Origin of the sequence: Idiomarina loihiensis L2TR, assembly GCF_000008465.1 — a bacterium.
Lineage (GTDB): Bacteria > Pseudomonadota > Gammaproteobacteria > Enterobacterales > Alteromonadaceae > Idiomarina > Idiomarina loihiensis.
On sequence record NC_006512.1, the window covers coordinates 2,217,918 to 2,240,896 of the forward strand.

At 47.0% G+C, this 22,979-nt stretch carries 19 protein-coding genes and 1 other RNA gene; 8 read left to right on the plus strand and 12 right to left on the minus strand.

The genetic code is table 11. The features are described 5' to 3' along the window. Positions 1 to 23 precede the first annotated feature (23 nt). The 3 genes from IL_RS10725 to IL_RS10735 all read right to left on the minus strand — a co-directional run bounded on the left by IL_RS10725 (position 24) and on the right by IL_RS10735 (position 5,119). A complete protein-coding gene (locus tag IL_RS10725; RefSeq protein ID WP_011235315.1) occupies positions 24 to 1,073 on the minus strand; it encodes a DUF4062 domain-containing protein in 1,050 nt (349 codons plus the stop codon). 385 nt (positions 1,074 to 1,458) lie between these two features. Further along, positions 1,459 to 2,298 carry an alpha/beta hydrolase gene (locus IL_RS10730; protein WP_011235316.1) on the minus strand — a complete coding sequence of 280 codons (840 nt, stop codon included), beginning with the start codon at positions 2,296 to 2,298 and terminating at the stop codon, positions 1,459 to 1,461. Positions 2,299 to 2,527: 229 nt separating this feature from the next. After that, positions 2,528 to 5,119 (minus strand): AAA family ATPase, encoded by a 2,592-nt coding sequence (locus tag IL_RS10735; RefSeq protein ID WP_011235317.1) that lies wholly within the window; start codon positions 5,117 to 5,119, stop codon positions 2,528 to 2,530. 555 nt (positions 5,120 to 5,674) lie between these two features. Between IL_RS10735 and IL_RS10740 the strand changes: the two genes are divergently transcribed. After that, entirely contained in the window at positions 5,675 to 6,250 is a 576-nt protein-coding gene (locus tag IL_RS10740) for a hypothetical protein (protein ID WP_011235318.1), read from the plus strand. A 46-nt stretch (positions 6,251 to 6,296) separates the two neighbouring features. Beyond that, positions 6,297 to 7,274 carry a hypothetical protein gene (locus IL_RS10745; protein ID WP_231378590.1) on the plus strand — a complete coding sequence of 326 codons (978 nt, stop codon included), beginning with the start codon at positions 6,297 to 6,299 and terminating at the stop codon, positions 7,272 to 7,274. Positions 7,275 to 7,479: 205 nt separating this feature from the next. Here IL_RS10745 and gcvP read toward each other — a convergent pair whose 3' ends face one another. From gcvP to gcvT, 3 genes are all read right to left on the minus strand, one after another. Next, on the minus strand, positions 7,480 to 10,368 hold the full coding sequence (gene gcvP / locus IL_RS10750) for an aminomethyl-transferring glycine dehydrogenase (protein ID WP_011235320.1): 2,889 nt from the start codon (positions 10,366 to 10,368) through the stop codon (positions 7,480 to 7,482). A gap of 125 nt (positions 10,369 to 10,493) precedes the next feature. Continuing rightward, positions 10,494 to 10,883: a glycine cleavage system protein GcvH gene (gcvH, locus tag IL_RS10755; RefSeq protein WP_011235321.1), complete on the minus strand. Its 390-nt coding sequence runs from the start codon at positions 10,881 to 10,883 to the stop codon at positions 10,494 to 10,496. A 50-nt stretch (positions 10,884 to 10,933) separates the two neighbouring features. After that, complete coding sequence (gcvT, locus tag IL_RS10760; protein WP_011235322.1) at positions 10,934 to 12,013, minus strand: glycine cleavage system aminomethyltransferase GcvT; 1,080 nt, start codon at positions 12,011 to 12,013, stop codon at positions 10,934 to 10,936. 141 nt (positions 12,014 to 12,154) lie between these two features. Here gcvT and IL_RS10765 point away from each other — a divergent pair, with 141 nt between their 5' ends. Further along, complete coding sequence (locus tag IL_RS10765) at positions 12,155 to 12,997, plus strand: LysR family transcriptional regulator (protein WP_011235323.1); 843 nt, start codon at positions 12,155 to 12,157, stop codon at positions 12,995 to 12,997. A 174-nt stretch (positions 12,998 to 13,171) separates the two neighbouring features. Here the strand turns inward: IL_RS10765 and IL_RS10770 are convergent, their stop codons facing one another. The 4 genes from IL_RS10770 to IL_RS10785 are packed head-to-tail and all read right to left on the minus strand — an operon-like array spanning position 13,172 to position 17,408. Then, entirely contained in the window at positions 13,172 to 14,350 is a 1,179-nt protein-coding gene (locus tag IL_RS10770; RefSeq protein ID WP_011235324.1) for an FAD-dependent oxidoreductase, read from the minus strand. Next, entirely contained in the window at positions 14,347 to 15,513 is a 1,167-nt protein-coding gene (gene ubiH / locus IL_RS10775; RefSeq protein ID WP_011235325.1) for a 2-octaprenyl-6-methoxyphenyl hydroxylase, read from the minus strand. Before ubiH ends, IL_RS10770 begins: the two co-directional genes overlap by 4 nt. After that, entirely contained in the window at positions 15,495 to 16,817 is a 1,323-nt protein-coding gene (pepP, locus tag IL_RS10780) for a Xaa-Pro aminopeptidase (RefSeq protein ID WP_011235326.1), read from the minus strand. Before pepP ends, ubiH begins: the two co-directional genes overlap by 19 nt. 24 nt (positions 16,818 to 16,841) lie before the next feature. After that, positions 16,842 to 17,408 carry a UPF0149 family protein gene (locus IL_RS10785; protein WP_011235327.1) on the minus strand — a complete coding sequence of 189 codons (567 nt, stop codon included), beginning with the start codon at positions 17,406 to 17,408 and terminating at the stop codon, positions 16,842 to 16,844. 133 nt (positions 17,409 to 17,541) lie between these two features. Between IL_RS10785 and zapA the strand changes: the two genes are divergently transcribed. After that, complete coding sequence (gene zapA / locus IL_RS10790) at positions 17,542 to 17,853, plus strand: cell division protein ZapA (protein WP_011235328.1); 312 nt, start codon at positions 17,542 to 17,544, stop codon at positions 17,851 to 17,853. A gap of 35 nt (positions 17,854 to 17,888) precedes the next feature. Further along, positions 17,889 to 18,073: non-coding RNA, 6S RNA (ssrS, locus tag IL_RS13675), on the plus strand. A gap of 3 nt (positions 18,074 to 18,076) precedes the next feature. Here the strand turns inward: ssrS and IL_RS10795 are convergent. Next, the gene (locus IL_RS10795) at positions 18,077 to 19,648 is read right to left on the minus strand and encodes an amidohydrolase family protein (protein WP_011235329.1); all 1,572 of its coding nucleotides are present in this window, start codon (positions 19,646 to 19,648) and stop codon (positions 18,077 to 18,079) included. A 50-nt stretch (positions 19,649 to 19,698) separates the two neighbouring features. Between IL_RS10795 and IL_RS10800 the strand changes: the two genes are divergently transcribed. The 3 genes from IL_RS10800 (at position 19,699) to serA (ending at position 22,257) form a co-directional block, all read left to right on the plus strand. Beyond that, positions 19,699 to 20,286 (plus strand): 5-formyltetrahydrofolate cyclo-ligase, encoded by a 588-nt coding sequence (locus tag IL_RS10800; RefSeq protein ID WP_011235330.1) that lies wholly within the window; start codon positions 19,699 to 19,701, stop codon positions 20,284 to 20,286. A 73-nt stretch (positions 20,287 to 20,359) separates the two neighbouring features. Beyond that, positions 20,360 to 21,031 (plus strand): ribose-5-phosphate isomerase RpiA, encoded by a 672-nt coding sequence (gene rpiA / locus IL_RS10805; protein ID WP_011235331.1) that lies wholly within the window; start codon positions 20,360 to 20,362, stop codon positions 21,029 to 21,031. After that, positions 21,031 to 22,257, plus strand: coding sequence for a phosphoglycerate dehydrogenase (gene serA / locus IL_RS10810; protein WP_011235332.1), 1,227 nt, complete (start codon positions 21,031 to 21,033; stop codon positions 22,255 to 22,257). Before rpiA ends, serA begins: the two co-directional genes overlap by 1 nt. On the opposite strand, the gene phoU is transcribed toward serA, so the two are convergent. Continuing rightward, a complete protein-coding gene (phoU, locus tag IL_RS10815; RefSeq protein ID WP_011235333.1) occupies positions 22,254 to 22,973 on the minus strand; it encodes a phosphate signaling complex protein PhoU in 720 nt (239 codons plus the stop codon). The genes serA and phoU overlap by 4 nt on opposite strands. Positions 22,974 to 22,979: the final 6 nt, after the last annotated feature.

Below are 22,979 nucleotides of genomic sequence, written 5' to 3' on the forward strand. Positions count from 1 at the left end.
AAGCATCTAACGCTTTGCTAAGCTTACTTTAGCAACTCATTCAATATTTTTACTCGCTGCTCCTTTGTAGACTTTAAAACACCTTTCTCGTAGTTCACATATAGTGGACGTTTATTTTTCACGTAACCTTCTACTCCAAAGCAATATTTTCCAGTGGTGAACATAAGGTGTGGTTCGTTTTCTTCTACACCAAAATCACTTTCGTAGAAAAGGCCTGTTTCTAATAAGTAATCTACCCACGATTTATTCTCTGGAGTAACAGAGGCGATTTTATTGATCTCTGTATCTCCAATAAATGCATCAAGTTCTATAGTGATTGGCATCTCGTCGTCCAAGTTAAATATTTCAGCAAAAAACTTTTTAGTATTTGCATAAGTCTCTATCTCGCTTATAGATTCCTCTACTTTAGCTTCGTCAGCGCTAGATGAACGATATAAACTCTTAACAAGAGCTTCTAATTTACCATTAGAATCTTTCAAGTTACTCAATAAATGATTCGTAGCGTCGATTTGAGTTTTTACTTCTCTAGTTCTCAAAAACTCAAAGAAAAGTCCAGCCCATTGTTTACGTAAATGAACTTCTATATCATTGAAATTAGAGAAACCTTCAAAAGCATTATTCACCGGAGAGCGACGAACGTCATCAATAAACTTAAATATATTTTCTGCATCATCCTGTTTTTCTACCGCAGGGAAATTTATTTTATCAATGAATTTTTGATTTCTATTTTCTCTATATATGTGATGATTATTAAGAACTGAATTTCTTATATATGTGAAAACAGGAACATTTGCAGCTTTAGCTGCTTCATATTCAGCATTAGTAATAGATTTCGACTTATCTTTAACATACCCACCACCAAATCGACCTCCAATTATTAAAATAAAAAGTTGGCAATTTGATACTTCATGTACGCAAGCATCATGAGTATGAAGGTCAGGATGATAGAATACATCTCCATGTTCACTAAGAATTGGATCGAAACCAAACGATCTAACGAATTTGTTCAGTTGCTCTCTTACTTCAGATAAATCAAAACACGTAGAGCTGATAAAAACTTTTGGGATAGCCAATTGCTTCTCCTTTAAACTTAATATTTATATATTGTGCTTGCACACTTTGTAACTCGTTCAATTGATAGTTATTGGTTCTTAACTTACTGATAAAATGAAAATTCTGATCTTGAAGCCCTCTGAACAAGAAAAGGCAATTTGAGCATACTCAGTTACACTTTAATGGGCGCACATGTCTAAATTTAATTTTTCTTTATGTGACTGACAATAAACGACTTAAATGCACAGCACAATAACAAAACGCGCAATATTGTTGAGATAAGCGTGCAGTGCACGGTTAGCGTCATCCACTATTATTAATAACAGGATGACTAATCATTAATTGAAGTAGACAAAGAACTTTAAAAATACCAAAGGTGGACTCATAGATGACTAGTGAGAAGTTTCAGCGCTGCTCTACCTTGGGTTTTCCATAAATCCAATCTAAACCTTGCGTTAAGGTCGTTGGAAATGCGGTGGCATGCTTTGCATCCTCGACGATATTGAACTTGAGCGTGACAGATTCACCGGCTTCGGTAACAATTTTTTCCTTCAGTTTGTTGGCTCCGGCAACCATATCCTGCTTTTCTCCAAACTGCGGACGCTCAAGGCTTCCAACTGATATATAGACTTTAATGGGGCTGCGTGATTCATTCGGTTTTAAGCTCAACAAATGATGGTTGTTGAACCAAATTGACGGACTACCAAGCACATAACTACTAAACATAGTTGGGTGTTTAAACAGTATATAAGCACCGAACAACCCGCCCAACGAGTTTCCCACGTAGGTGCGCTCAGTTGCGCTTACTCGATAATTAGCCGCCATATATGGAAAAACCACTTCTCGTATGAAAAGCGCGTGCCCCTCAGCATTGCCAGTTGGCAACTTCCAATCATCTGCACGGCTTGGGGTGTAGTCACGAATACGGCTCGATGCACCTTTCGACCCTTTGGAGTATGACAAGCTGACAATAAAGGCTTCCTCCATTGCTCGACTATTCATCGGGAATCTTGTGGCACCAGAGGCTATTTGAAAGCTATACATACCATCGGTCAGGTAAATAACGGGGTAGACCTTATCAGTACTAGACCTATATGAGCGCGGCGTCTTAATGAAGACTGGATAGACGAGTTTACTCGCGGGGTCAGTTAACTCAACTGTCTTGCTTCTGGGGATTTCTACGGCGTCATTGGCGAAGGTTACTGGGCAGAAGATGAATAGGATGAGCACCCAAACTAACTTCATTATTGATTTCCTATCAGCTTGAGCAAGACGCTCAGAATGGTTAACGTACTTAACCAGTTTTCACTCTTGCATTCAATAGCTTTTACCTCGACCTCTGAATAACCTTTTGCTTATGTCCGCTAAGAGCGAACAACGGACACTTCGTATCTCTAACTTTTCACTCAAGTTGGCTAGTAAGAGTTTGGACTCATAAGTTTGAAATTTCGCGCTCCTATATCTTGGATCGCTATTAGGTCCTTTTTCTATCTTTACCCTGAAGTTCACTTAAATATTCACTTATTTGTTTCAGATCTTCTGCCATTTCTCCGATGGTAGGATAAGGGTCGCCTACAGAGGGGGCACTATCATGCCCAGTAAAGTATTTACTGCATTTAGCCATCGCTGCATTAATTTTTGAGACATCTATATCACTAATGTCTGTTAATTGCCCCAAGCGCTTTGTTTGAATCGCACGCTCGAATCTATTAACAACCTTGTTCAATAGCTTTTCTTCAATCAGTCGCTCCCAGCTCTCCCTCAGTAGACCGTAGAATTCGCGCGACACTCGTCTGAACTCACTATCAGTTCCATTTTGATCAATCCTTCTTACTGCTTGTAACTCTGCGTTAAGTTGTTTCACACGCTTGCTGGTCGTTAATGCTTCCCATGGAGCGCTATCTCTTACTATACCTGCGAAACCTCTTCTGGAGCGTTCTAACGCACAGCTACCATGAGGAGCATTCTGTTCTTCAGCAGCTTCAAGCAATAGTTTATAAAAAACAATGTCATGAGTGAAAACAATAACTTGTCGTAAAAGAGACTCTTTAACGAGTCTTTCTGCTACACGACTTCTCCACTGATGGCTAAGCGAGTTAACAGGATCATCAAAGATTACTGCCGATTTTCTATGATCAGCTTTCATCTCTGCCAGAAAAGCAGCTATCGCTATACAGCGCTGTTCTCCCTCACTGGCAATTTTTGATACCAAAGGTTCGCCACCCTCTTCAATCACAAGCTTTAGTTGTTGCGTGCCACTTCTGTTTCTTGTTTGGGCTTTTACAGAAAAACGGATAAATCCGAATTGTTTTAGCTCTTCAGAAAAAGCCTCCAATAGTGGAGTGACCACACCATTCTGGTAGATTTGAGATGCTAGAGTCGAGACAGGCCTTGTACTACATTCTCGGCCCAAAGCCTTCATTCTAGTGATAACTTTGTGCCTTCGAATGTTACTTATTATTGCTTCACGATTTTCAGTGACAAACTTTTTATCCTCGATCTGCTGTAGCTCTGTTTCTTTCTTTTGAATTAACTTTTGTAAGTCGGCGTTCGACTTGATGTTTTCATGCTCTGAAACAATTGATTCAATCAATTGCTTGAGTTCTTCCAGTACAGATATGTCAAGAGCATCTATCGACTCAGGGAGACGCGAAGGATCAATGAATAGGGGCTTGCGCGAGTTTAGTTGTTGAAATAATAACTCAAAACGTTTTTCTGTTCCGGGCCGTAACTTCTCAAACTCAATTAGCGCTGCCCTGTGCTCTTTTAGAGAAGGGGATTGGGATGAAATTAAATTAACCGCATGAGTAACTAGTTTTAGTGCGTCAGTTGCTTCTGTTGCAGCATTATCCGCTAAGAACTTACTGAGAGACTTAAGCCTTTCGGCACTCGTATCGGATACTCTCTGTAGGCAAAAGGGGCATGTATCTCCTTCTAATGGTGGAAAACTATGGCTTTTTTCCTCTTGCTCAATAAAACTTTTCGCCGCATTCCACATCGCTTGCCAACTGACACCTGCAACCGTATCTAAAGGCAAGTCCTTCAAAATAGCCACCTTTAGTTCATCAGCTTTCTTTTGTTTTTTAATATAATCTGATTGCAACAGCCTGAGTTTTCCGGCAGCTTTGTCTCCCAAGTACCGTAAGATGTCTTTAGACATATTGAGAAGCGGAGTTAAAAGTTCTTTCTGTTGATTGAGAGACGACTTTTTAGACTCTGCTGTCTGCATTTTATCTCTAATTATCGCTGAGCGAAGAGCCTCAATAGATTCAACCTCTTTAGATGACACAGTATATTGCTCAAGTTCACTTTCTTCGCTTTTGGAAGATAGATTGTTTAAAAATCGGGCTGCAGAAGTTGTCGAGTTAAGAGTTGGAATTGTTACTAGGCCATTTCCCGGCATAATATCCTCGTCAACTCTTGCCTTCACTTGGTTAATCGCTTTTGTTAACTCGGCAAGAAGGTTAAGTCCTGTGGGTTTAAAGCCCAATTCATCTTCTTTGTTGACATAATGGTAAGCAGAGGAGCTATCGAATACTCGAATAGCTTTCAAGGCATCATTACCAATAGCACCGGGGGTCCAGCGGAAGGTATAATTATTAGCGTTTACTTCTACGGTTATGCCTGCCTCAGGTTGAGGGTTTTGAGCCTCAAAAACATTTCCGATAATTTGAGGGCTATCGCCCCGAGTCAAACAAGCGTCCTTTAATATGTTTGTATAGCTAGACTTTCCCGCACCATTATCACCGTAAACGATAAACAATCCAGATTTTGAGAAGGTTAGACACTGATTTTCAGCTAATATTCCAACTCCTTTTACTTCGGATAGCTGAGCTAGATTGACTGTCTGTTGTTCATGCGTGAGCCCCGAGAAGTTAAGGGGCTCTTCAGCGGTGTTGACGTTAAGGTGGGTGGGTTCTATTTGATGTTCTTCTAAAGCAACGTCATATACTTCATCCAAGTGTTCCTGTGTCAACTCGCCATGTTTTAGAGTTAACCTAACTGTATGCTTCCACCATATTGGCTTGTCCTCTATCCATTGAGAAATATGTTCAATTGGTGTCATAAATTAATCCTTTAAATTCAATTAGATCCAGAGCAAGCTGTAGTGCCCTCAGCGTAAAACGTGGTTATTACACTATAGTTGCCCACGTTAAAACGAAAAGCTCTAAACGACTACTTTGTATTATTAGTTAAATTTAATCAATGACTAAGCTATTAGAAGCATATGGAGTTAAGTTAATTCCTTATGAATTATTACAACTGGGAGCGACCACATCAATTTAATAATGGCCTACCACCGGCTAAAGCAGAGAAATTAGCTAAAAAGGTGTCCGGGTTTTGTTGACCACTACACTTAGAATAGTGCGCGTTTTGTTATTGTGTTGTGTATTTAAGTCGTTTATTGTCAATTACATAACAAGAAATCAAAGTTGGATATTGTGCGCCCGTTAGGATCTAATTAAGCATACTCCATTTACTTTCGCTTATTCAGAGCGTTTCAAGGTTGAAATCTTTTTAGCTCAGTAACTTAAAGCTAGGTAACTAGCAGTTTAAGGAGTGACAAATTGTGCGCGCACAATATACTAATGTTATACGCTAAATAAGCTTGAGTAGAATCATGGAATTTATAGATAGTCATTTAGATCGTGTTAGCCCAAAACCATTTGTCGCTTGGTTTTTGGTAAGTGCTTTGCTTTGGGGGGCGTCAATTTTTGGGATGCCATTAGATTTCGTTATTGGCAACGCGACTTACCTTAACGTCGTTTATGGAACTGTAATATGTACGGTGATTATGTTTTTGAGCTGTATTCTTCTTCCTTGCTCGTGGGTTAAAGATCGGTTTTTCGAAAAGGCGCATAGTGTCTCTAAGTTGTTTTCTGACACTGCCCTAGGTGCATCGGGGGTCATCGCAATCGTAGCCTTACATAATGATAAATATAAAGCGTCAGCATTGCTCCTGCTAGGTGTTTTGGTCTATGTGCTGGTCGGAAACCATATTTTCCATAGTATATTTAACGAAAATAAAGGAAGCCGCAGGTTCTTTAGGAAGATTGACGAGATATCCGGAACAAAGCTAGGCGATGACGCAGAGATGGAGAGAAATATAGAAAAAACGGCGTTGGCTGTAACTGCTTTAGTGGTCTCGATGGTGGTTGGCGGGCTATTCTATGTTTTTTCTACCATTCGCCCATAACAAGTCGCGCCACTCGGACGCACTAAAAGTGCGCCGGTGGTGCGCTTTGGCGTTAAGTGATAAGGAAACTTTCTTGATTTTTCGCACTTTCATCGTTGTTCTTTGCTTAATTCCATGCTTCTCTTACGGTAGTGAAGCGTACTTGAACGCCGCAGAAAAACAGTTCGAGTCGTTGCTGGAGTTATTACCTGAAGATGAAAAAAGAGAGTGGAAACATAGAGACTTTGAAGAAGTCATGGATTACTCCAATAAACTGGATGAATTAAAAAAGACTGCTGAGTACATACGAAACCAATCGGACTCTAGTGACGTCGATGGAATACTAGCTTTCTCATTTTTAGCAGATGCTATTCAATACGAGCTAGACTTAAAAACTTCGCTCGTAAATGATCTTGGACTACACCTTTATAGATCTTATGAGATCAATAATGTAAATCCCGTAAGAAAAGCAATAGAGGCAGAGCTAGTGGCGTTGCAAAATGCGAGCGGGGCACTACAACTACAAAGTAAGTTAACAAAGTACTTTAAACTTCAGCGAGAGATAGCAGAGCTTTCGAAGAACCCTCCAACCAAGATGACTCTAGAATATAGGCCTCAGGACAATGCATGGGATAGCGACCCAGAATTAGTGAAAAAATATGTACTTTTTGACTGGTTAAGTGCATTAAGCAAATTGAAAGAAAAGTTATATGAGCTACAAAAAATAAAAGATAGTTTTGCTTCGTTTAACTATTTGAGGTTAAAAGACCCAATAGCATTTGTGTCGCTGGGAGCTCAACTTGCGATATTGTTAGTGGCAGTAGCGGGATATTTGATAAGTTACACTGAAAAACCATCGATTAAGGTCGTCGCGTCTCTAGTGGCAGCATCAATGCTTTTGTCAGTGTTCTTGGTTTTTGTTAGCTCTAGCACGATTTTCAATCTTATTGTTCAAGCGAGTATTCCAAGTTTGTTTATCGCGTATTGGGTTTATCGCAATTCACATAACAAGAAAGTGCAGCCAACCGCTGACGGCCGCGGCTGATTTAAGGGTCAGCGTCCGCTCCTAGCACAGGGCTGCCGTAGCAGCCCACTAACAATCAAACCTCAATCGACTCCGAAATATCAAGTGCGTCATCCACTTCAATTCCAAGGTAGCGCACAATTCTGTAAAACTAGTAATAAAAAAAGCCCGCTAAAAGCGGGCTCCAGAATCATGTCAGTGAGGCATCGAACCTGACAACGTCAGGCTACCGATACTCTTCAATGCTCGGGCATGAGCACATCAGGTTACGGTCGCCGAATACGTCATCTATACGGTTTACTGTTGGCCAGAACTTGTCGTAACCAACGGCTTCAACCGGGTAGGTTGCCGTTTTTCTGTCGTATGGGCGGTCCCATTCTGCGTCGGTAATATCGGCCAGTGTATGCGGTGCATTTACCAGCGGGTTGTTGTCTTTTGGCCATTCACCGGCGGCTACTTTCTCGGCTTCGGCTTTAATACTAACCAAAGCTTCAATAAAGCGGTCCAGCTCAGCTTTAGACTCAGACTCGGTCGGCTCAACCATAATAGTACCCGCTACCGGGAAGCTCATGGTTGGCGAGTGGAAGCCGTAGTCCTGCAGGCGCTTAGCCACATCAATTTCAGCAATGCCGGCGGCGTCTTTCATTGGGCGCAAGTCGATAATGCATTCGTGCGCGACACGGTTGTTGCGACCACGATACAGAATTTTGAAGTGCTTACTCAGCTTCTCAGCCAGGTAGTTGGCATTCAAAATAGCGGTTTCTGACGCTTCACGTAAGCCGCGGCCGCCCATCATGGCAATGTACATCCACGAGATGGTCAGAATGCTGGCACTACCAAACTGCGCTGCAGATACCGCGCCGTTACCGGCTTTAGGCCCGTCTATATTCACAATGGAGTGGTTTGGCAGGAATTCAGCCAGGTGCTGCTTCACACCAATAGGACCCATGCCAGGGCCGCCGCCACCGTGCGGAATACAGAAGGTTTTGTGCAGGTTCAGGTGCGATACGTCCGAGCCAATGTAACCCGGTGAGGTTACGCCAACCTGTGCGTTCATGTTGGCGCCGTCCATGTAAACCTGACCACCGTAGTTATGAACCAGGTCACAAATGTCTTTAATGCCTTCTTCGTAAACGCCGTGCGTTGAAGGGTAAGTCACCATAATGCACGACAGGTTTTCGCCAGCTTCTTCTGCTTTGGCTTTTAAGTCGTCCATATCCACGTTGCCGTGCTTGTCACAGTCAACCACCACTACTTTCATGTTCATCATCTGAGCTGAAGCTGGGTTGGTACCGTGGGCAGAGCTTGGAATAAGGCAAATGTTGCGGTGCCCATCGCCGCGGCTTTCATGATACTTCTGAATAGCCAACAGGCCTGCGTACTCACCCTGCGCACCAGAGTTCGGTTGCATAGACATAGCGTCGTAACCGGTTACGTCAATTAACCATTCCGACAAAGTGGAAACTAACTCGTAATAACCCTGCGCCTGCTCTGCCGGGCAGAACGGGTGCAACTGACCAAACTCAGGCCATGTCACCGGAATCATCTCGGCGGTGGCGTTAAGCTTCATGGTGCACGAGCCCAGAGAAATCATTGAGTGGTTCAGGGCTAAGTCTTTGTTTTCCAGCTTTTTAATATAACGCAGCATTTCGGTTTCTGAATGGTACTCGTTAAACACCGGATGCTGTAAATACTGAGACTGACGAACTAAGTCAGCTGGAATAGATTCTACGTCACCACCGGCAACACGGCTGTCTAATACGTCGATATCTAAACCGTGGTTGTCGCCAAACAGCGCGGCAAATAAGCTTTCAACGTCGTCACGCGTTTTGGCTTCGTCCAGGCTGATACCGAACATGCCTTCGCCGTCAACGCGTAGGTTAAGACCCAGCGCTTTGCTGCGCGCCAATACGTCTGCGGCGTTTTCTTTCATTTCAAAGGTTAGGGTGTCAAACCAGTGGCTGTTCACCAGCTTCACGCCTTTGTCCTGCATGCCTAAGGCGACAATGTCGGTTAAACGGTGAATGCGGTTGGCAATACGACGCAAGCCGTCAGGGCCATGGTACACAGCGTAAAACGACGCCATGTTCGCCAGCAGAACCTGCGCGGTACAAATGTTCGAGTTCGCTTTTTCACGGCGTATGTGCTGCTCACGGGTCTGCATGGCCATACGCAATGCAGGGCGTCCGCGCGAGTCTTTAGAAACACCAATAATACGGCCAGGCAAAGAGCGCTTAAATTTGTCACGGGTAGCGAAGAACGCGGCGTGAGGACCACCATAGCCCATTGGCACACCAAAGCGTTGCGCGTTACCGAACACCATGTCCGCGCCCATTTCGCCCGGTGACTTCACCATTAACAGGCTCATTAAGTCAGAAGCAACGGCAACAATGGCCTTCTTCTCCTGCAACTCGCCGATTAACTGTTCAATGTTGTGCAGCTGGCCTTGTTTGTCCGGGTACTGTAATAACGCACCAAACACGTCATGATCGGAAGCTTCACGCGCCGGTCCGACAATAATGTCGAAACCAAAGTACTCGGCACGGGTTTTCACCACGTCGATGGTTTGCGTGTAAACGTTGTCAGCAATGAAAAACGCGTTGGATTTTTTGTTTTTAGAAACCCGCTTCGCCATGGCCATAGCTTCGGCAGCGGCAGTCGCTTCGTCCAGCAATGAGGCGCTGGCTAAATCTAAGCCGGTTAAGTCCATGGTCATTTGCTGGAAGTTAAGCAGTGCTTCTAAACGGCCCTGAGCAATTTCCGGCTGATACGGCGTGTACGCGGTATACCAACCCGGGTTTTCCAGCACGTTACGCAAAATAACGTTCGGCACTACGGTGTCGTAGTAGCCCATACCAATGTACGAGGTACAAATTTGGTTCTTTTTCGCGATGTTTTTAAGACGAGCCAGAGCTTCGCGTTCAGTTTGCGGCTCCCCTGTCTGCAGGAACGGTTCACGCAGAATCGCACCAGGCACAGTGTCTTTGGTTAATGCTTCTAAAGAATCTACACCCAGCTCAGCCAGCATGGCTTTTTGCTCATCAGCACTTGGGCCAATATGGCGGCTAATGAATTCATCGTGGTGCTCTAATTGCGTCAGGGTAGTACTGCTCATTTAACTCAGCCTCGTACATTTATCGGAAATTTATCGAAAACTTATCGGATACAAAAAACAATGAACCCCGGCTAATTTCCGGGGCTCAGGACGCTCTGTGTCATTGGTGCTATGCGCCAATGGCCTCAGTCTTCGTCGATTGAAGCCTCGTAAGTGTTGGCGTCCAGCAAGTTGTCCAGCTCGCTGCTGTCATCTGCTTTTATACGGAATAACCAGCCGTCACCGTAAGGGTCGTTGTTAACGGTTTCAGGGGCATCTTCCAGGTCTTCGTTAATCGCAACCACTTCACCTGTCATTGGTGCGTAGATGTCGGATGCTGCTTTTACAGATTCAGCTACAGCAATGTCGTCGCCTGTTGCCACTTTGTCACCTACGTCAGGTAACTCAACAAACACCATATCGCCAAGAAGTTCCTGCGCGTGCTCAGAGATACCTACTGTAAAGGTACCGTCGCCCTCGTCACGAACCCACTCGTGAGTTGATGCGTATTTCAAATCTGCTGGAATATTGCTCATTTTACTTTCCTTCTAACCGGCGTACCCGGAATGTATTGAATCTTGTTCGATTATAAAACAGATTGACCGTTTCTGACGAAACCTGGCTTAACTACCTTCACCGGCATTTGTTTTTTACGCATTTCCACTTCCGCTGTATCACCAACACTTGATGGAACGCGAGCCATTGCAACTGAGAAACCAAGTGTAGGCGAGAATGTACCAGAAGTGATGATACCTTCGCCACCCTCAACGGTTACTTTTTGACCGTGACGCAGTACACCTTTCTCTTCCATCACAAGGCCGACTAACTTGTCGTGACCTTCAGCTTTTTTCTGCTCTAATGCTTTACGACCAATAAAGTCGCGATCAGCCGGTTCAAACGCTACGCTCCAGCCCATATTGGCTTCCAGCGGCGTGATGTTCTCATCCATGTCCTGACCATACAGGTTCATGCCAGCTTCTAAGCGCAGTGTATCACGAGCACCCAGTCCACATGGAGCAACATCGGCTTTTAGCAAGTCATTCCACAGGGCTTCAAGCTGCTCAGCCGGAACCACAATTTCGTAGCCTTTTTCGCCGGTGTAACCTGTGGTCGCAATAAAGTAATCACCAACGTCTTTCCCGACAAAAGGCTTCATGCCGTCAATTTCTGCGTACTGCTCTGCGGTTAATACACCCTGGATTTTGTCAGCGGCTTTAGGGCCCTGCAAAGCCAGCATACCCATGTCGTCACGCTCTTTGGTGGTGACATCAAAATCGGCCGCAACTTTTTCAATCCATGCCAGATCGCGGTCACGGGTTGCTGAGTTAACGACCATGCGGTAGGCATTTTCTGAGAAGAAATACACAATAAGGTCATCAATAACACCGCCGTTTTCATTCAACATACTGGTGTATTGTGCTTTGCCTTCGGTTTTTAGCTTGGCAACGTCGTTAGCCAGCAGGTAACGCAAAAACGCCTGAGCCTGAGAGCCTTCTACGTCAACAATGGTCATGTGCGACACATCGAAAACACCGCAGTCACGGCGTACAGCATGGTGCTCTTCAATTTGTGAACCGTAGTTCAGCGGCATGTCCCAGCCGTGAAAATCAACCATCTTTGCACCCGCTTTTACGTGTGCTTCGTACAGTGGCGTTCTGCTACCCATACCGTGTTCCTTTTCTGTTCACTTTATGTGCGTGTGTATGGGCGCAAATTATAGGCGTGATTCGTTTAAACTTAAAATCAATAATGCTTATAATGGTATTAATTTTTCAAATACCCAGCAATGACTTTATAAAGCGAACCAATGAAACATTTATCCTTAGAAGCCTTACGCAGTTTTAGTGCAGTGATTGAGCTGGGCAGTATGACACTTGCCGGCGAACGCATGGGGCGCTCTCAGCCTGCTATTAGTCTGCAGCTTAAAAAGCTGGAGCAGCAACTGGGCGTTGAACTACTAACGCGCCAGGGCAGCGGCTTTGCTCTTACCGCCGACGGTGACGTGCTGTTTGACTACGCGCAGCGAATGTTGGCGCTGAATGATCAGGCCTGGGCGCAGTTCGAACCGCAACAGGTTAGCGGTAAAGTTAGGCTGGGTATTACCAGTGAATTCGCGTCCAGTCTGTTGCCCAAAGTGCTGGGTCAGTTTGCTCAGGTTTACCCACAGGTGACGCTGCAGGTGACTTCGGCGTTGAGTAAAGACTTACTGTCCGGACTAGGGCAACAGTTTGATATTATTCTGGCACTGCGCGAACAGACCAATAAAAGTGACGTTTTGATTCAGCGCGAAGAGTTGGTTTGGGTGGGCTTACCTGGCTTATTAGAGCAACCCGGCTGGCCTATGGTAGTTGCTCCTGAAGGCTGTATTTATCGTCGCAGGGCAGAACAAAGCTTACAAAGGGCGCATCAGCCTTATCGTATCACTTATACCAATACAGACTTCTCGGGACTGACTGCAGCATTGAACAGCGGACTAGGCATTACCGTTCTGGCTAAAAGTACGGTACCGAAGGATATTCCCATATTGGAAAGTTTTTCTGATAACAAACCCTTACCCAACCCCGGCTCTGTAAACGTCATTATGCGTCTGGCCGGCGGTGCCTCAAGCGCTGCCTCTCAATTAGCCGACTACCTGAAAGCGCGGATTTGAACATCTCACCTGACGTGAACGTCAGGCTACGAGAGCTGAGCTACGGAATAGGTGGCGCCTATGGTTGGTACGTACTGGTCAGGGAGTGTGCAGCGCCATGGATGGCGCTGCCCAAGCCCCCCAGGGATGGGTTCACGGGCGGCTCCCAGACCAGTATGTAGCAACCACCGCCACCTAGCCCAGAGCCACTTCGGCTAGCTTGCGTTTTAAAAAGGTGAGTTTGTTTGGCAGTGCGAAAGCCAGGGCTCGTAGGCCTTTTACTACTGGGTTTGCTGTGCCGAAACCGCGTTTGAACGTTTCCATTGCGGCTATCATTAACTGAGTGTCGGCTTTGCGCTCGCGCTGATACGTACTCAGCGAGCGGTGCAATTGCGCCAGCGAGGATAAATCCACACCCTCAAGTTTCTCGGTTAAGGCTTTCACGTCACCAAAACCTAAGTTTGCGCCCTGCCCGGCCAGCGGATGAATGGTGTGAGCCGCGTCGCCAGCCAAAACAATACGATGCTGATACCATTGGCGAGCGTACTGCATTCTAAGCGGGAAGGCTTTTATATCAGAAACACACTCGCAACCGCCTAATACCCGCCCTGACTCTGTTTCCACCTGTTTAGCAAAGCGCTCAGCGGGCTCATTAAGCAAGTTTCTGGCGAGAGCTTCATCGGCAGACCAGACAATGGAAACCGTATGGGAGTCAGGCGTTGGCAAAAGCGCCAGCGGCCCGGTAGGTAAAAACACCTGACGAGCCACGCCATTGTGCGGTTGTTCGGTGCGAATGTTGGCCACAATGCCTTGCTGCCCGTAGTCCCAGAAGGAAATTGGTAATTCAGCATACTGGCGCACTTTCGAACGGCCACCGTCAGCTCCAATTATAAGATCAGCTGACAGTAACCACTCACCAACTTCTATTTCTGCGGGGTGAGACTCATCGCCGCCGTGAACCATTGTCCACTGCTGCGTCTGCAATATCTCAACACCTGCCTGCTCGGCACGTTGCCACAGAAAATGCTCCACCACGTTGTTTTCAACTATAGCGCCTAGATCTTCGGCGTTAATTTCCTTTGCTGAAAACTCAATGTGTGCCGGGCTGTCTTTGTCCCACACTTGCATGCTCTGGTAGGGGCCGCTTCGGTGTTCCTGCACTAAAGGCCAGGCTCCGCAGTCTTTTAATACGCTGCGACTGCGATCATTCAATGCGCTCACCCGTAAAGCCAGCTCTTCAGAAAGTTCAGGCTGCGAATGTCTTTCCAGCACCATCACTCGCCGGTTCTGTTGAGCCAGGCGTATCGCCAGGCTCAGACCAATCATGCCGCCACCAACAATCACAACATCTAACTTTTTGCGTTTCATGGTCATGGTTTCATCCCCATGGTTAAGCGTGCAAAGGCGGATTTCAGCGGCGAACAATGCTGCAGTAACATCAGCGCACTATTGCGACCCACAACGGTGGGTAAATAATGGTTGGAGAAACCACGCACCAGGCCGTCGGTCAGCTTAATAATGGCCTGATAGTCGCGTTCGCGGTTCTGCTCGTAGCCTTGTAAAACGCGGAAATTACCGGGGTCATCGGTTGTTGCCAGTACTTCACATAAAACTTCGGTGTCCCGCAGGCCCAGATTAAACCCCTGCCCGGCAATGGGGTGTAAGGCATGCGAGGCGTTACCAATAATAACACTGCGGTGATGGGTTGAGCGTTTAGCCCGGCGTAAAATAAGCGGATAAAAAACGCGTTTTGACACACCAGAGAATAAACCGGCGCGGTAGCCAAAGGCCTGCTGACAACGGTGTAAAAATTCGGTATCTGACCATTGTTCGGCGGCTTCACGCTGCTTTTCGGTAAAGCTCCACACCAATGAGGCCTGCGAATTCTGCATAGGCAACAAAGCAATGGGTCCGGCTTCGGTAAAACGCTCAAAAGCCCAGCCATCTAAGGGCTGTTTCATGTCTAAGGTGGCAATGCAGCCAAACTGACCGTAGTCGTAGGTATCGGATTTTAATTCTAGCTGTTCGCGCACTAACGAGTTCTGGCCGTCGGCGCCAATCAGCAATTTGGCCTGCAATTTCTGTGCGTTATCCAGAGTGAGTTCCACGTAATCCTGCTGCTGTTGCAGTGACTCCAGTCGCACACCGGACAACCAGTTTAAATTAGGCTGCTGCTGGCAACTGAGGTACAAGTTATTCACCAGCTCTGAAGCCGAAACAACTCGGCCTAAGGCTTCAACCTTTTCATACTCCGCATGCAATTCGGCGGCTCCCGCAAAACCGCGATCCGAAATGTGAATGTGTTTTATTGGCGTGCTGTCAATGCCATCGAGCGCGCCAAGGCTTTGTAACCGCTTTGCTGAGGCAGCTGCCAGCGCAATAATGCGTTTGTCGGCAGGCGGACCTTCGGCTCGCGGTTCACACACCACAATACGCCAGTCCGGCCGCTGCTGCGCCAGCATTAAGCCGGTTAAGGCACCCACTAAGCTGCCCCCGGCTATAACCACATCAGCCTGAGTTACTGGCTTTTCATCCATTCTTCAATCTCTTCAATGGTTTTTGGTACGCCCGCGGTCATGTTGTCAAAGCCATCGGCTGTTACTACCAGGTCATCTTCTATACGAATGCCAATGCCGCGCCACTTTTCATCAACCTCGGCGTCTTCCGGAATATAAATGCCCGGCTCTACCGTCAGCACCATGCCGGGCTTAAAGGAAACCGGCTCGCCTTCACTGTTGCGATAACGCCCCACATCGTGAACGTCCAGACCCAGCCAGTGGCCTAACCCGTGAATAAAATAGGTTTTCCAGCGCTGCTCTTTGAAGTTCTCTTCAGCGTCACCGGTTAAAATACCAAGCTCCGTCAGACCGTCGCTAATGACCCGCGCTGCGGCTTCGCTCGCATTAACCAGGTTACTGCCGGGTTTTATTTCAGCAAAGGCGGCCTGCTGGGCTTTCAGCACTAAATTGTAAAGTATGCTCTGTGGCTCACTGAACTTTCCATTCACCGGGAAGGTGCGGGTAATATCGGCGGCATAGCCCTGATATTCCGCACCGGCATCCACCAGCAGTAAATCGCCGTCATGCAGAACGTCTCGGTTGTCGGTGTAATGCAAAATGCAGGCGTTTGCACCGCCGCCGCTAATAATGCCATACGCCGGATGCAAAGCGCCGTTCATAGCAAACTCGTGATGCAACTCCGCCGCTACCTGATACTCGTGTTTACCGTCTTCGACAAAACGCATAATGCGACGAAACGCCTGCGTGCTAATACGTGCCGCTTCTTTCATTACCGCTATTTCTGCGGCTGACTTAATTAAACGCATGGCGTCCAGGTCAGGCCGTAAATCAGACAAGCTTTGAGGCGCCAGCTTACCGCTTCGTCTGGCTTTAACACTCACTTCGTCACGAGCCTCGCTGACTAACTCGGCCAGCATTGAGTCTTCGCCCATGGGGTAAAAAACCGATTCAATGCCCTGCAACAATTCGGGTAAGCGCTCGGGCAAGGTATCTAGGTCTTCTGCGCTGTCGACAGCTAAGGCTTCAACGGCATTTTCATAACCCAGACGCAAGCCATGCCAGACTTCGTGCTTCGGGTCCTTGTCCTGACAGAATAAAACACTGCGTGGGTTGCTGTCGTTGATCAGCAGCAATACAGCGTCCGGTTCGTTAAAACCGGTTAAATAGAAAAAGTCGCTGTTTTGCCGGAACGGAAACTCGGTATCGTTGCTACGGGTAACTTCACTGCTGGCTGCAACCAGTGCCAGTGAGTTTGGCGGCAACAATTGCAATAACTGCTGCCGGCGCTGGTTAAATTCGTCCTGCGGAATAACGTCTTTCATCAACGACCTCAACTCCGTCAGTAATTAATGTAAAGTTTTAGGCGGCTGGTTCGCGGGCTGTTCTTTTCGGCCTAACTCGGTGTAACACATCATGGCTGAAATACGCAGATACTCGACAATTTCGGTGTAGGCTCGTTCTTCTTCCTCATCACCGTCATCGGTAAATTCTATTTTTGCCAGCTCGACCATGTCTTCAATGGCTTCTTTTAAGTCACCACTTAAGTTGGTCATATTTTCCTGATTAACACCATAGCCCACTAAAAAGGCGTTAACCCAGCCAGCCAGTGCGCTTAAGCGGTCAGACAACGGTGTGGTGTCTTCAGGTAACAACAAGCGGTAGCCTAAATCTTCATCGCCCAGCGAGTGTTCAATTTCTTCGGCCTGCTGTTGCAGCAAGTTCTCCAGCTCGACGGGCAAGCCCTGGCCGTCGTATGCCAGGTCTGACATTAATATCATTAATTCATTGCTTTTGGCGTCACTACCGGTGGCTATTAGCCCGGTTAACATGCCCTGCACTTCCGACGCACTTGGCGTCATATCGTATTGTGCGTAAAGCTCAACTAAACGGTCATAATTAAAACGAGTCGACATTCACATTCTGCCTTTGGTTAATCTTGCCCTAATCCTAACACTGGCTTTACGTAATCGCTAGCTGACAAACACCGGTAGCTCATGCCATAATGCCGTTATCAACGCTGTTGAGTCAGTTGCAAGGAGTCTTTGAATGACCGCAAAAACCATGGATATAAAATTGCTGGAACGTAATTACAAGGTCGCTTGCCCCATTGGGCAGGAGAGTGCGTTACAGCAAGCGGCGGATGCGCTTAATGAAAGGCTTGAAGAAACCAAAGAACGGACCCAACTGACCAATGTGGAACAGATAGCAGTAATGACAGCCCTGAATTTGTGTCATGAATGGATTCAGGATCAAAATGAACAGTCTGCAAAAACTGCTAAACTGGAAGAGAAAATTCAGTTGCTTCAGGCAACCATTGAACAGGCTATGAGTGAGCAACGCTCACAACGTAATCGTTAACGGTTAACCTAAAGCAACAATGTAAACCCTTTTGCGGTTTCCTGGGGTGTTTGCCAGCAGGCTTATGTCCCTGAGCCGATGCTTGTATTAAAAGGGGATCACTGGCCTGCCATGAGCAAGCCCGGCTTGAACCGGGAAGCCTACGGCAGATACCATTTGCTCCCCGCCTTGAACCAATGGGTTCAAGGGCTACAGCCAGCAGCGGCACCTTGGGAAGCCACCCTCATTTTTGGCGATCCGCCTTTTCTTCAGCAACAATGGCTTTAACGTCCTGCAACAGTTGCTGAGCATCGAAAATAATACCGTCTTTAATGGTATACTGAATACCTTCGGTACGCATTGGCTGATTATTATCATCCAGTTTAAAATGCCCGGTGCCATACAGCACTTTAAAGTTGTCCATCGGGTTTTCGTTCACAATGACCATATCGGCTTTTTTACCAATGGCCACTGAACCAATGTCGTCTTCCATATTCAGTGCTTCGGCACCTGCCAGGCTGGCAGCATGAATAACCTCTAACGCGTTTAAACCCGCTTCACGCAGTAATTCCAGTTCACGGATGTAACCAAAGCCATAAATTTTGTAGATGTAGCCTGAATCCGAGCCGGTGGTAATACGGCCACCGTTTTCATGGAAGTCCTTCAAAAACGTCATCCATTTCTGATAGTTCTTTTTCCAGGCAATTTCGTTGTCCGTGGTCCAGTCAAACCAGTACGAACCATGCGCATAGCGGCTGGGTTCAAAAAAGTCCCATAACCGGGGCAGAGTATATTCGTCATGCCAAATGGCCTGACGCTCACGCATTAGGTCACGCGAGGCTTCGTAAATGGTTAAGGTGGGGTTAATGGTAAAGTCGAGTTCAATGAGTTCGTCACGCACCGCGTTCCATTTTTCAGAGCCCGGCTCTGCCGCCTGCTTCCATAAGCGCCCGGCTTCTTCAAAACGGTTTTGTTCGTTGTTGTAATTATAATCTGCCGGGTAGTCCTGCACGCGCTGCTCTTCAAACAAGGCTTCCGGCAAACCATACCAATGCTCCATTGAGGTTAAGCCTGAACGTGCTGAATCTAATGCGTTCATTGACATCACATTAAGCTGCGCATGATGCATCATAGTGCCTAAGCCCTGCTTGTTGGCTTCGTCCAGCGCCGCTTCCATAACCTTACGCGAAGCACCGAAAAACTTAATGCCTTTTGCGCCCTGGTCTTTTATATAACGAACCCACTCGCGTGCCTGTTCGCCATTATAAATGGGCTTATCCCAGCCTTGTCCAAAACCAACGTAGGGAATAATTCGCGGCGACGTAATGCGGTTGTCCGCAGCGCGTTTCTCATGCCACTGAACCCAGTCCAGGCCATTAAAACTGCCCGGCTCTCGAATGGTGGTAATACCATGTCCTAACCATAGCTTCAGCACGTATTCCGCCGGAATGCCTTTTGCCGAGCCGCCAATGTGCCCGTGCATATCGACAAAGCCGGGCAGAATGTATTTGCCGCTGACATCCAGTTCTTTGTCGTTAGCGCCCGCTTCGGGCCGCCCTTCCGGCTTAATTGGCACGCCTGGGTTACCCACGCTGACAATATTCACAATACGGTCGTTCTCAATGACAATATCCACCGGGCCAAATGGCGGCGCACCTTCACCGTTAATTAATGTGCCGCCACGTAAAACAAGGCGTTCGTATGGACCTTCGCCACGGTCACGTTCCGGGGCTTTAGGTGGCGCTTGCACAGCATAGGCTGCAACCGTAAAAGCCATGGCAACCATGGCTAAAGCTATCGTTTTTATTGTTTTCATCGGTTATCCTCAGACCATTCTTCAGCGTTTTTCTAAAAGCAGACTCTAGCATGACCCGACACAATCTCCGACGCAAGTTACAGCAGATTCGCCGCAATTTACCCGCCGAACAGCAACAGACGGCGGCGCGCGAGGTTGCCAACAGACTGCAACAGCGTTTAAGTCATCTGCAACCAGAACAAACCACAGTAGCCGTATATAAAAGTTTTGACGGTGAACTGCCGACCTTTCCCGTTATTGAAACACTGTGGCAACTAGGGTTTAACACCGTTTTGCCGGTGCTTCACCCTTTTGCTAAAGGTCATTTGCTGTTTTTACGCTATACTCCTGATACCCCAATGACGCTCAACAAGTACGGTATTCAGGAACCTGAATTAAACGTACAGAACATGGTGCCGCTATCGAACATTCAGATACTACTGATGCCGCTTGTCGGATTCGATCAAAACGGAAACCGGCTGGGTATGGGCGGCGGCTATTATGATCGCACTCTGGCTCAATGGCATAATGGCAACAGACCGAATTTATTTCCTATCGGGTTAAGTTATAACCAGCAACAGGTTGAGCACATTCCTGTCGAGAGCTGGGACATTCCATTGCCGGAAGTGATAACACCGGCAAAACACTGGCGTTTCTGAAGCAAAGAAACGTCGATAAAAACCAACAAATTCCTTATACTGGCGTATAAAAAACAAACGGAGAAAAACGCTCATGTCAGGCAACGCTGATGCACTCAAAAAAGCGGCAGCAGAAGCTGCTATGCAATACATTGAAGACGGCACTGTGGTCGGAGTCGGCACCGGCTCAACGGTAAACTTTTTTATCGATGCCCTGGCCGAACGAAAGCATGACATAGAGGGTGCGGTATCCAGCTCTGAAGCCTCAACCGAGCGCCTGAAATCGCACGGCATTGAAGTGTTTGAGCTTAACTCGGTTGTGGAGGTACCCATTTACGTAGACGGGGCTGACGAAATTACTGAGCACGGTCAAATGGTTAAAGGCGGCGGTGGCGCATTAACGCGCGAGAAAATTATTGCCGCAGTAGCCAGGAAGTTTGTTTGCGTTGCAGATGAAAGCAAAATGGTTGGCCGCCTGGGTCAATTCCCGGTGCCGGTTGAAGTTATTCCCATGGCGCGTTCGTACGTGGCCCGAGAAATTGTGAAGCTGGGCGGAGACCCGGTGTGGCGTCAGGGTTTTACTACCGACAACGGCAACTGGATCCTCGATGTGCATAACTTCGATATTATGGAGCCAATGAAACTTGAAGCTGAGCTGAATAATATTGTCGGCGTGGTCACTAACGGGCTGTTTGCCCAGCGCGGCGCTGATATCGCTTTAATTGCTCGTGAAGACGGAGTACAAACCCTGAAGGTAAGTGGCTAATGCAGATATCCCTGGCAAAAGACAAAATCAAAGTTTTGCTGCTGGAAGGCGTTCATGAAAGCGCCATTCAGCTATTTCGGCATCATGGCTATCATAATCTGGAAATACTGCAGACTTCGCTAAGCGAAGACGAGCTGTGCGAAAAAATTAAAGACGCCCATATTCTTGGTATACGCTCGCGCAGCCAGTTAAACGACCGTGTGTTTGCCGCTGCCGAAAAGCTCATTGCCGTAGGTTGCTTCTGCATTGGTACCAATCAGGTTGATTTAGAAGCAGCGAAAAAGCACGGTGTTATTGTTTTTAATGCGCCATTTTCAAATACCCGCAGTGTTGCTGAGCTGGTTTTAGCCGAAATTATTATGTTGTTGCGCGGCATTCCGGAAAAAAATGCCGTAGCCCACGAAGGCGGCTGGCTTAAATCAGCCAAGCAGTCTTACGAGGCACGCGGAAAAATACTCGGCATCGTCGGCTATGGCCACATAGGCAGTCAGCTCAGTGTTCTGGCCGAGCAGCTGGGCATGCACATTCGTTACTTTGATATTGAAGACAAACTGCCTATGGGCAATGCTCAGTCGGTAGCCACGTTGGATGACTTACTGGCACAATCCGATATCATCACTTTGCACGTGCCGGAAAATGAGCAAACTCAGTGGATGATAGGCCGCCGCCAAATTGAGCGCATGAAGCCCGGCAGCCTGCTGATTAACGCGTCGCGCGGAACGGTTGTGGATATAGACGCTCTTGCTGAAGCCTTGTCTTCACGGCATCTAGCCGGCGCTGCTATTGATGTGTTTCCGGTTGAACCCAAAGGCAACAGCGATGAATTTCTGTCGCCTTTGCGCGGCCTGAAAAACTGCCTGTTAACCCCCCACATTGGCGGCTCAACCTTAGAAGCTCAGGAAAATATTGGCGTTGAAGTGGCCGGAAAACTGGTGCGTTATTCCGATAACGGCTCAACCCTGTCTGCGGTGAACTTCCCTGAAGTTAGCCTGCCGACACACGCAACAGCGCAGCGCCTGCTGCATATTCATAAAAACCAGCCGGGTATGCTAAACGCCATTAACCGCATTATTAGTGACAATGAAATTAACGTGGTAGGTCAGTACTTACAAACGGATGAGAACGTTGGTTACGTAGTGATGGATATCGACAGCGATAACGGTGCCGATGTATTGCAGCAACTGAAAGACATTCCGGGCACAATTCGTGCCCGGCGCTTATTCTAGTCTTTTTTACCCATAACCGTGCGTTCCATGCTCTCTGGCGAGACATGGCGCACGTCTTTGCCTTTCACAAAGAAGATAATGTACTCGGCAATGTTCTGACAACGGTCACCAATACGCTCTAAAGAACGTGCAGACCATAGAACATTCATGATTTTTGGAATAGAACGAGAGTCTTCCATCATGTAAGTCATAAGCTGGCGTGTCAGCGCTTCATATTGACGGTCAGCCTGTTCGTCCTGCTGATGCACGTCATAAGCCGATTCAAGATCCATGCGCGCGAAAGCATCCAGAACTTTATGCAACATGCTTAATACTTGTTGCCCAAGGTTTTCCAGACTCACCAACAGCTGTTGCTGGTCGTTGTTAAAGCTTTCTTTCGCAACCTTAGCAATGCGCTCGGCTTCGTCGCCAATACGCTCTAAATCAGCAATGGTTTTGATAATAGCAATAACCAGACGCAAGTCACTGGCAGCGGGCTGACGTTTAGCAATAATGTGTACGCACTCTTCGTCAATCTGCACTTCCAGCTTATTGACTTTGTGGTCACTGCTCAGCACTTTTTCGGCCAGATCGGCGTCGCCTTTCTGAATTGCCAGCAACGCATCCTGCAATTGCTTTTCAACCAAACCGCCCATACTCAATACACGGTTACGCACAGCCTCAAGTTCCTCGTTGAACTTGCCGGAAATGTGCTTGTTCATATTCATCTTATCCATGACACT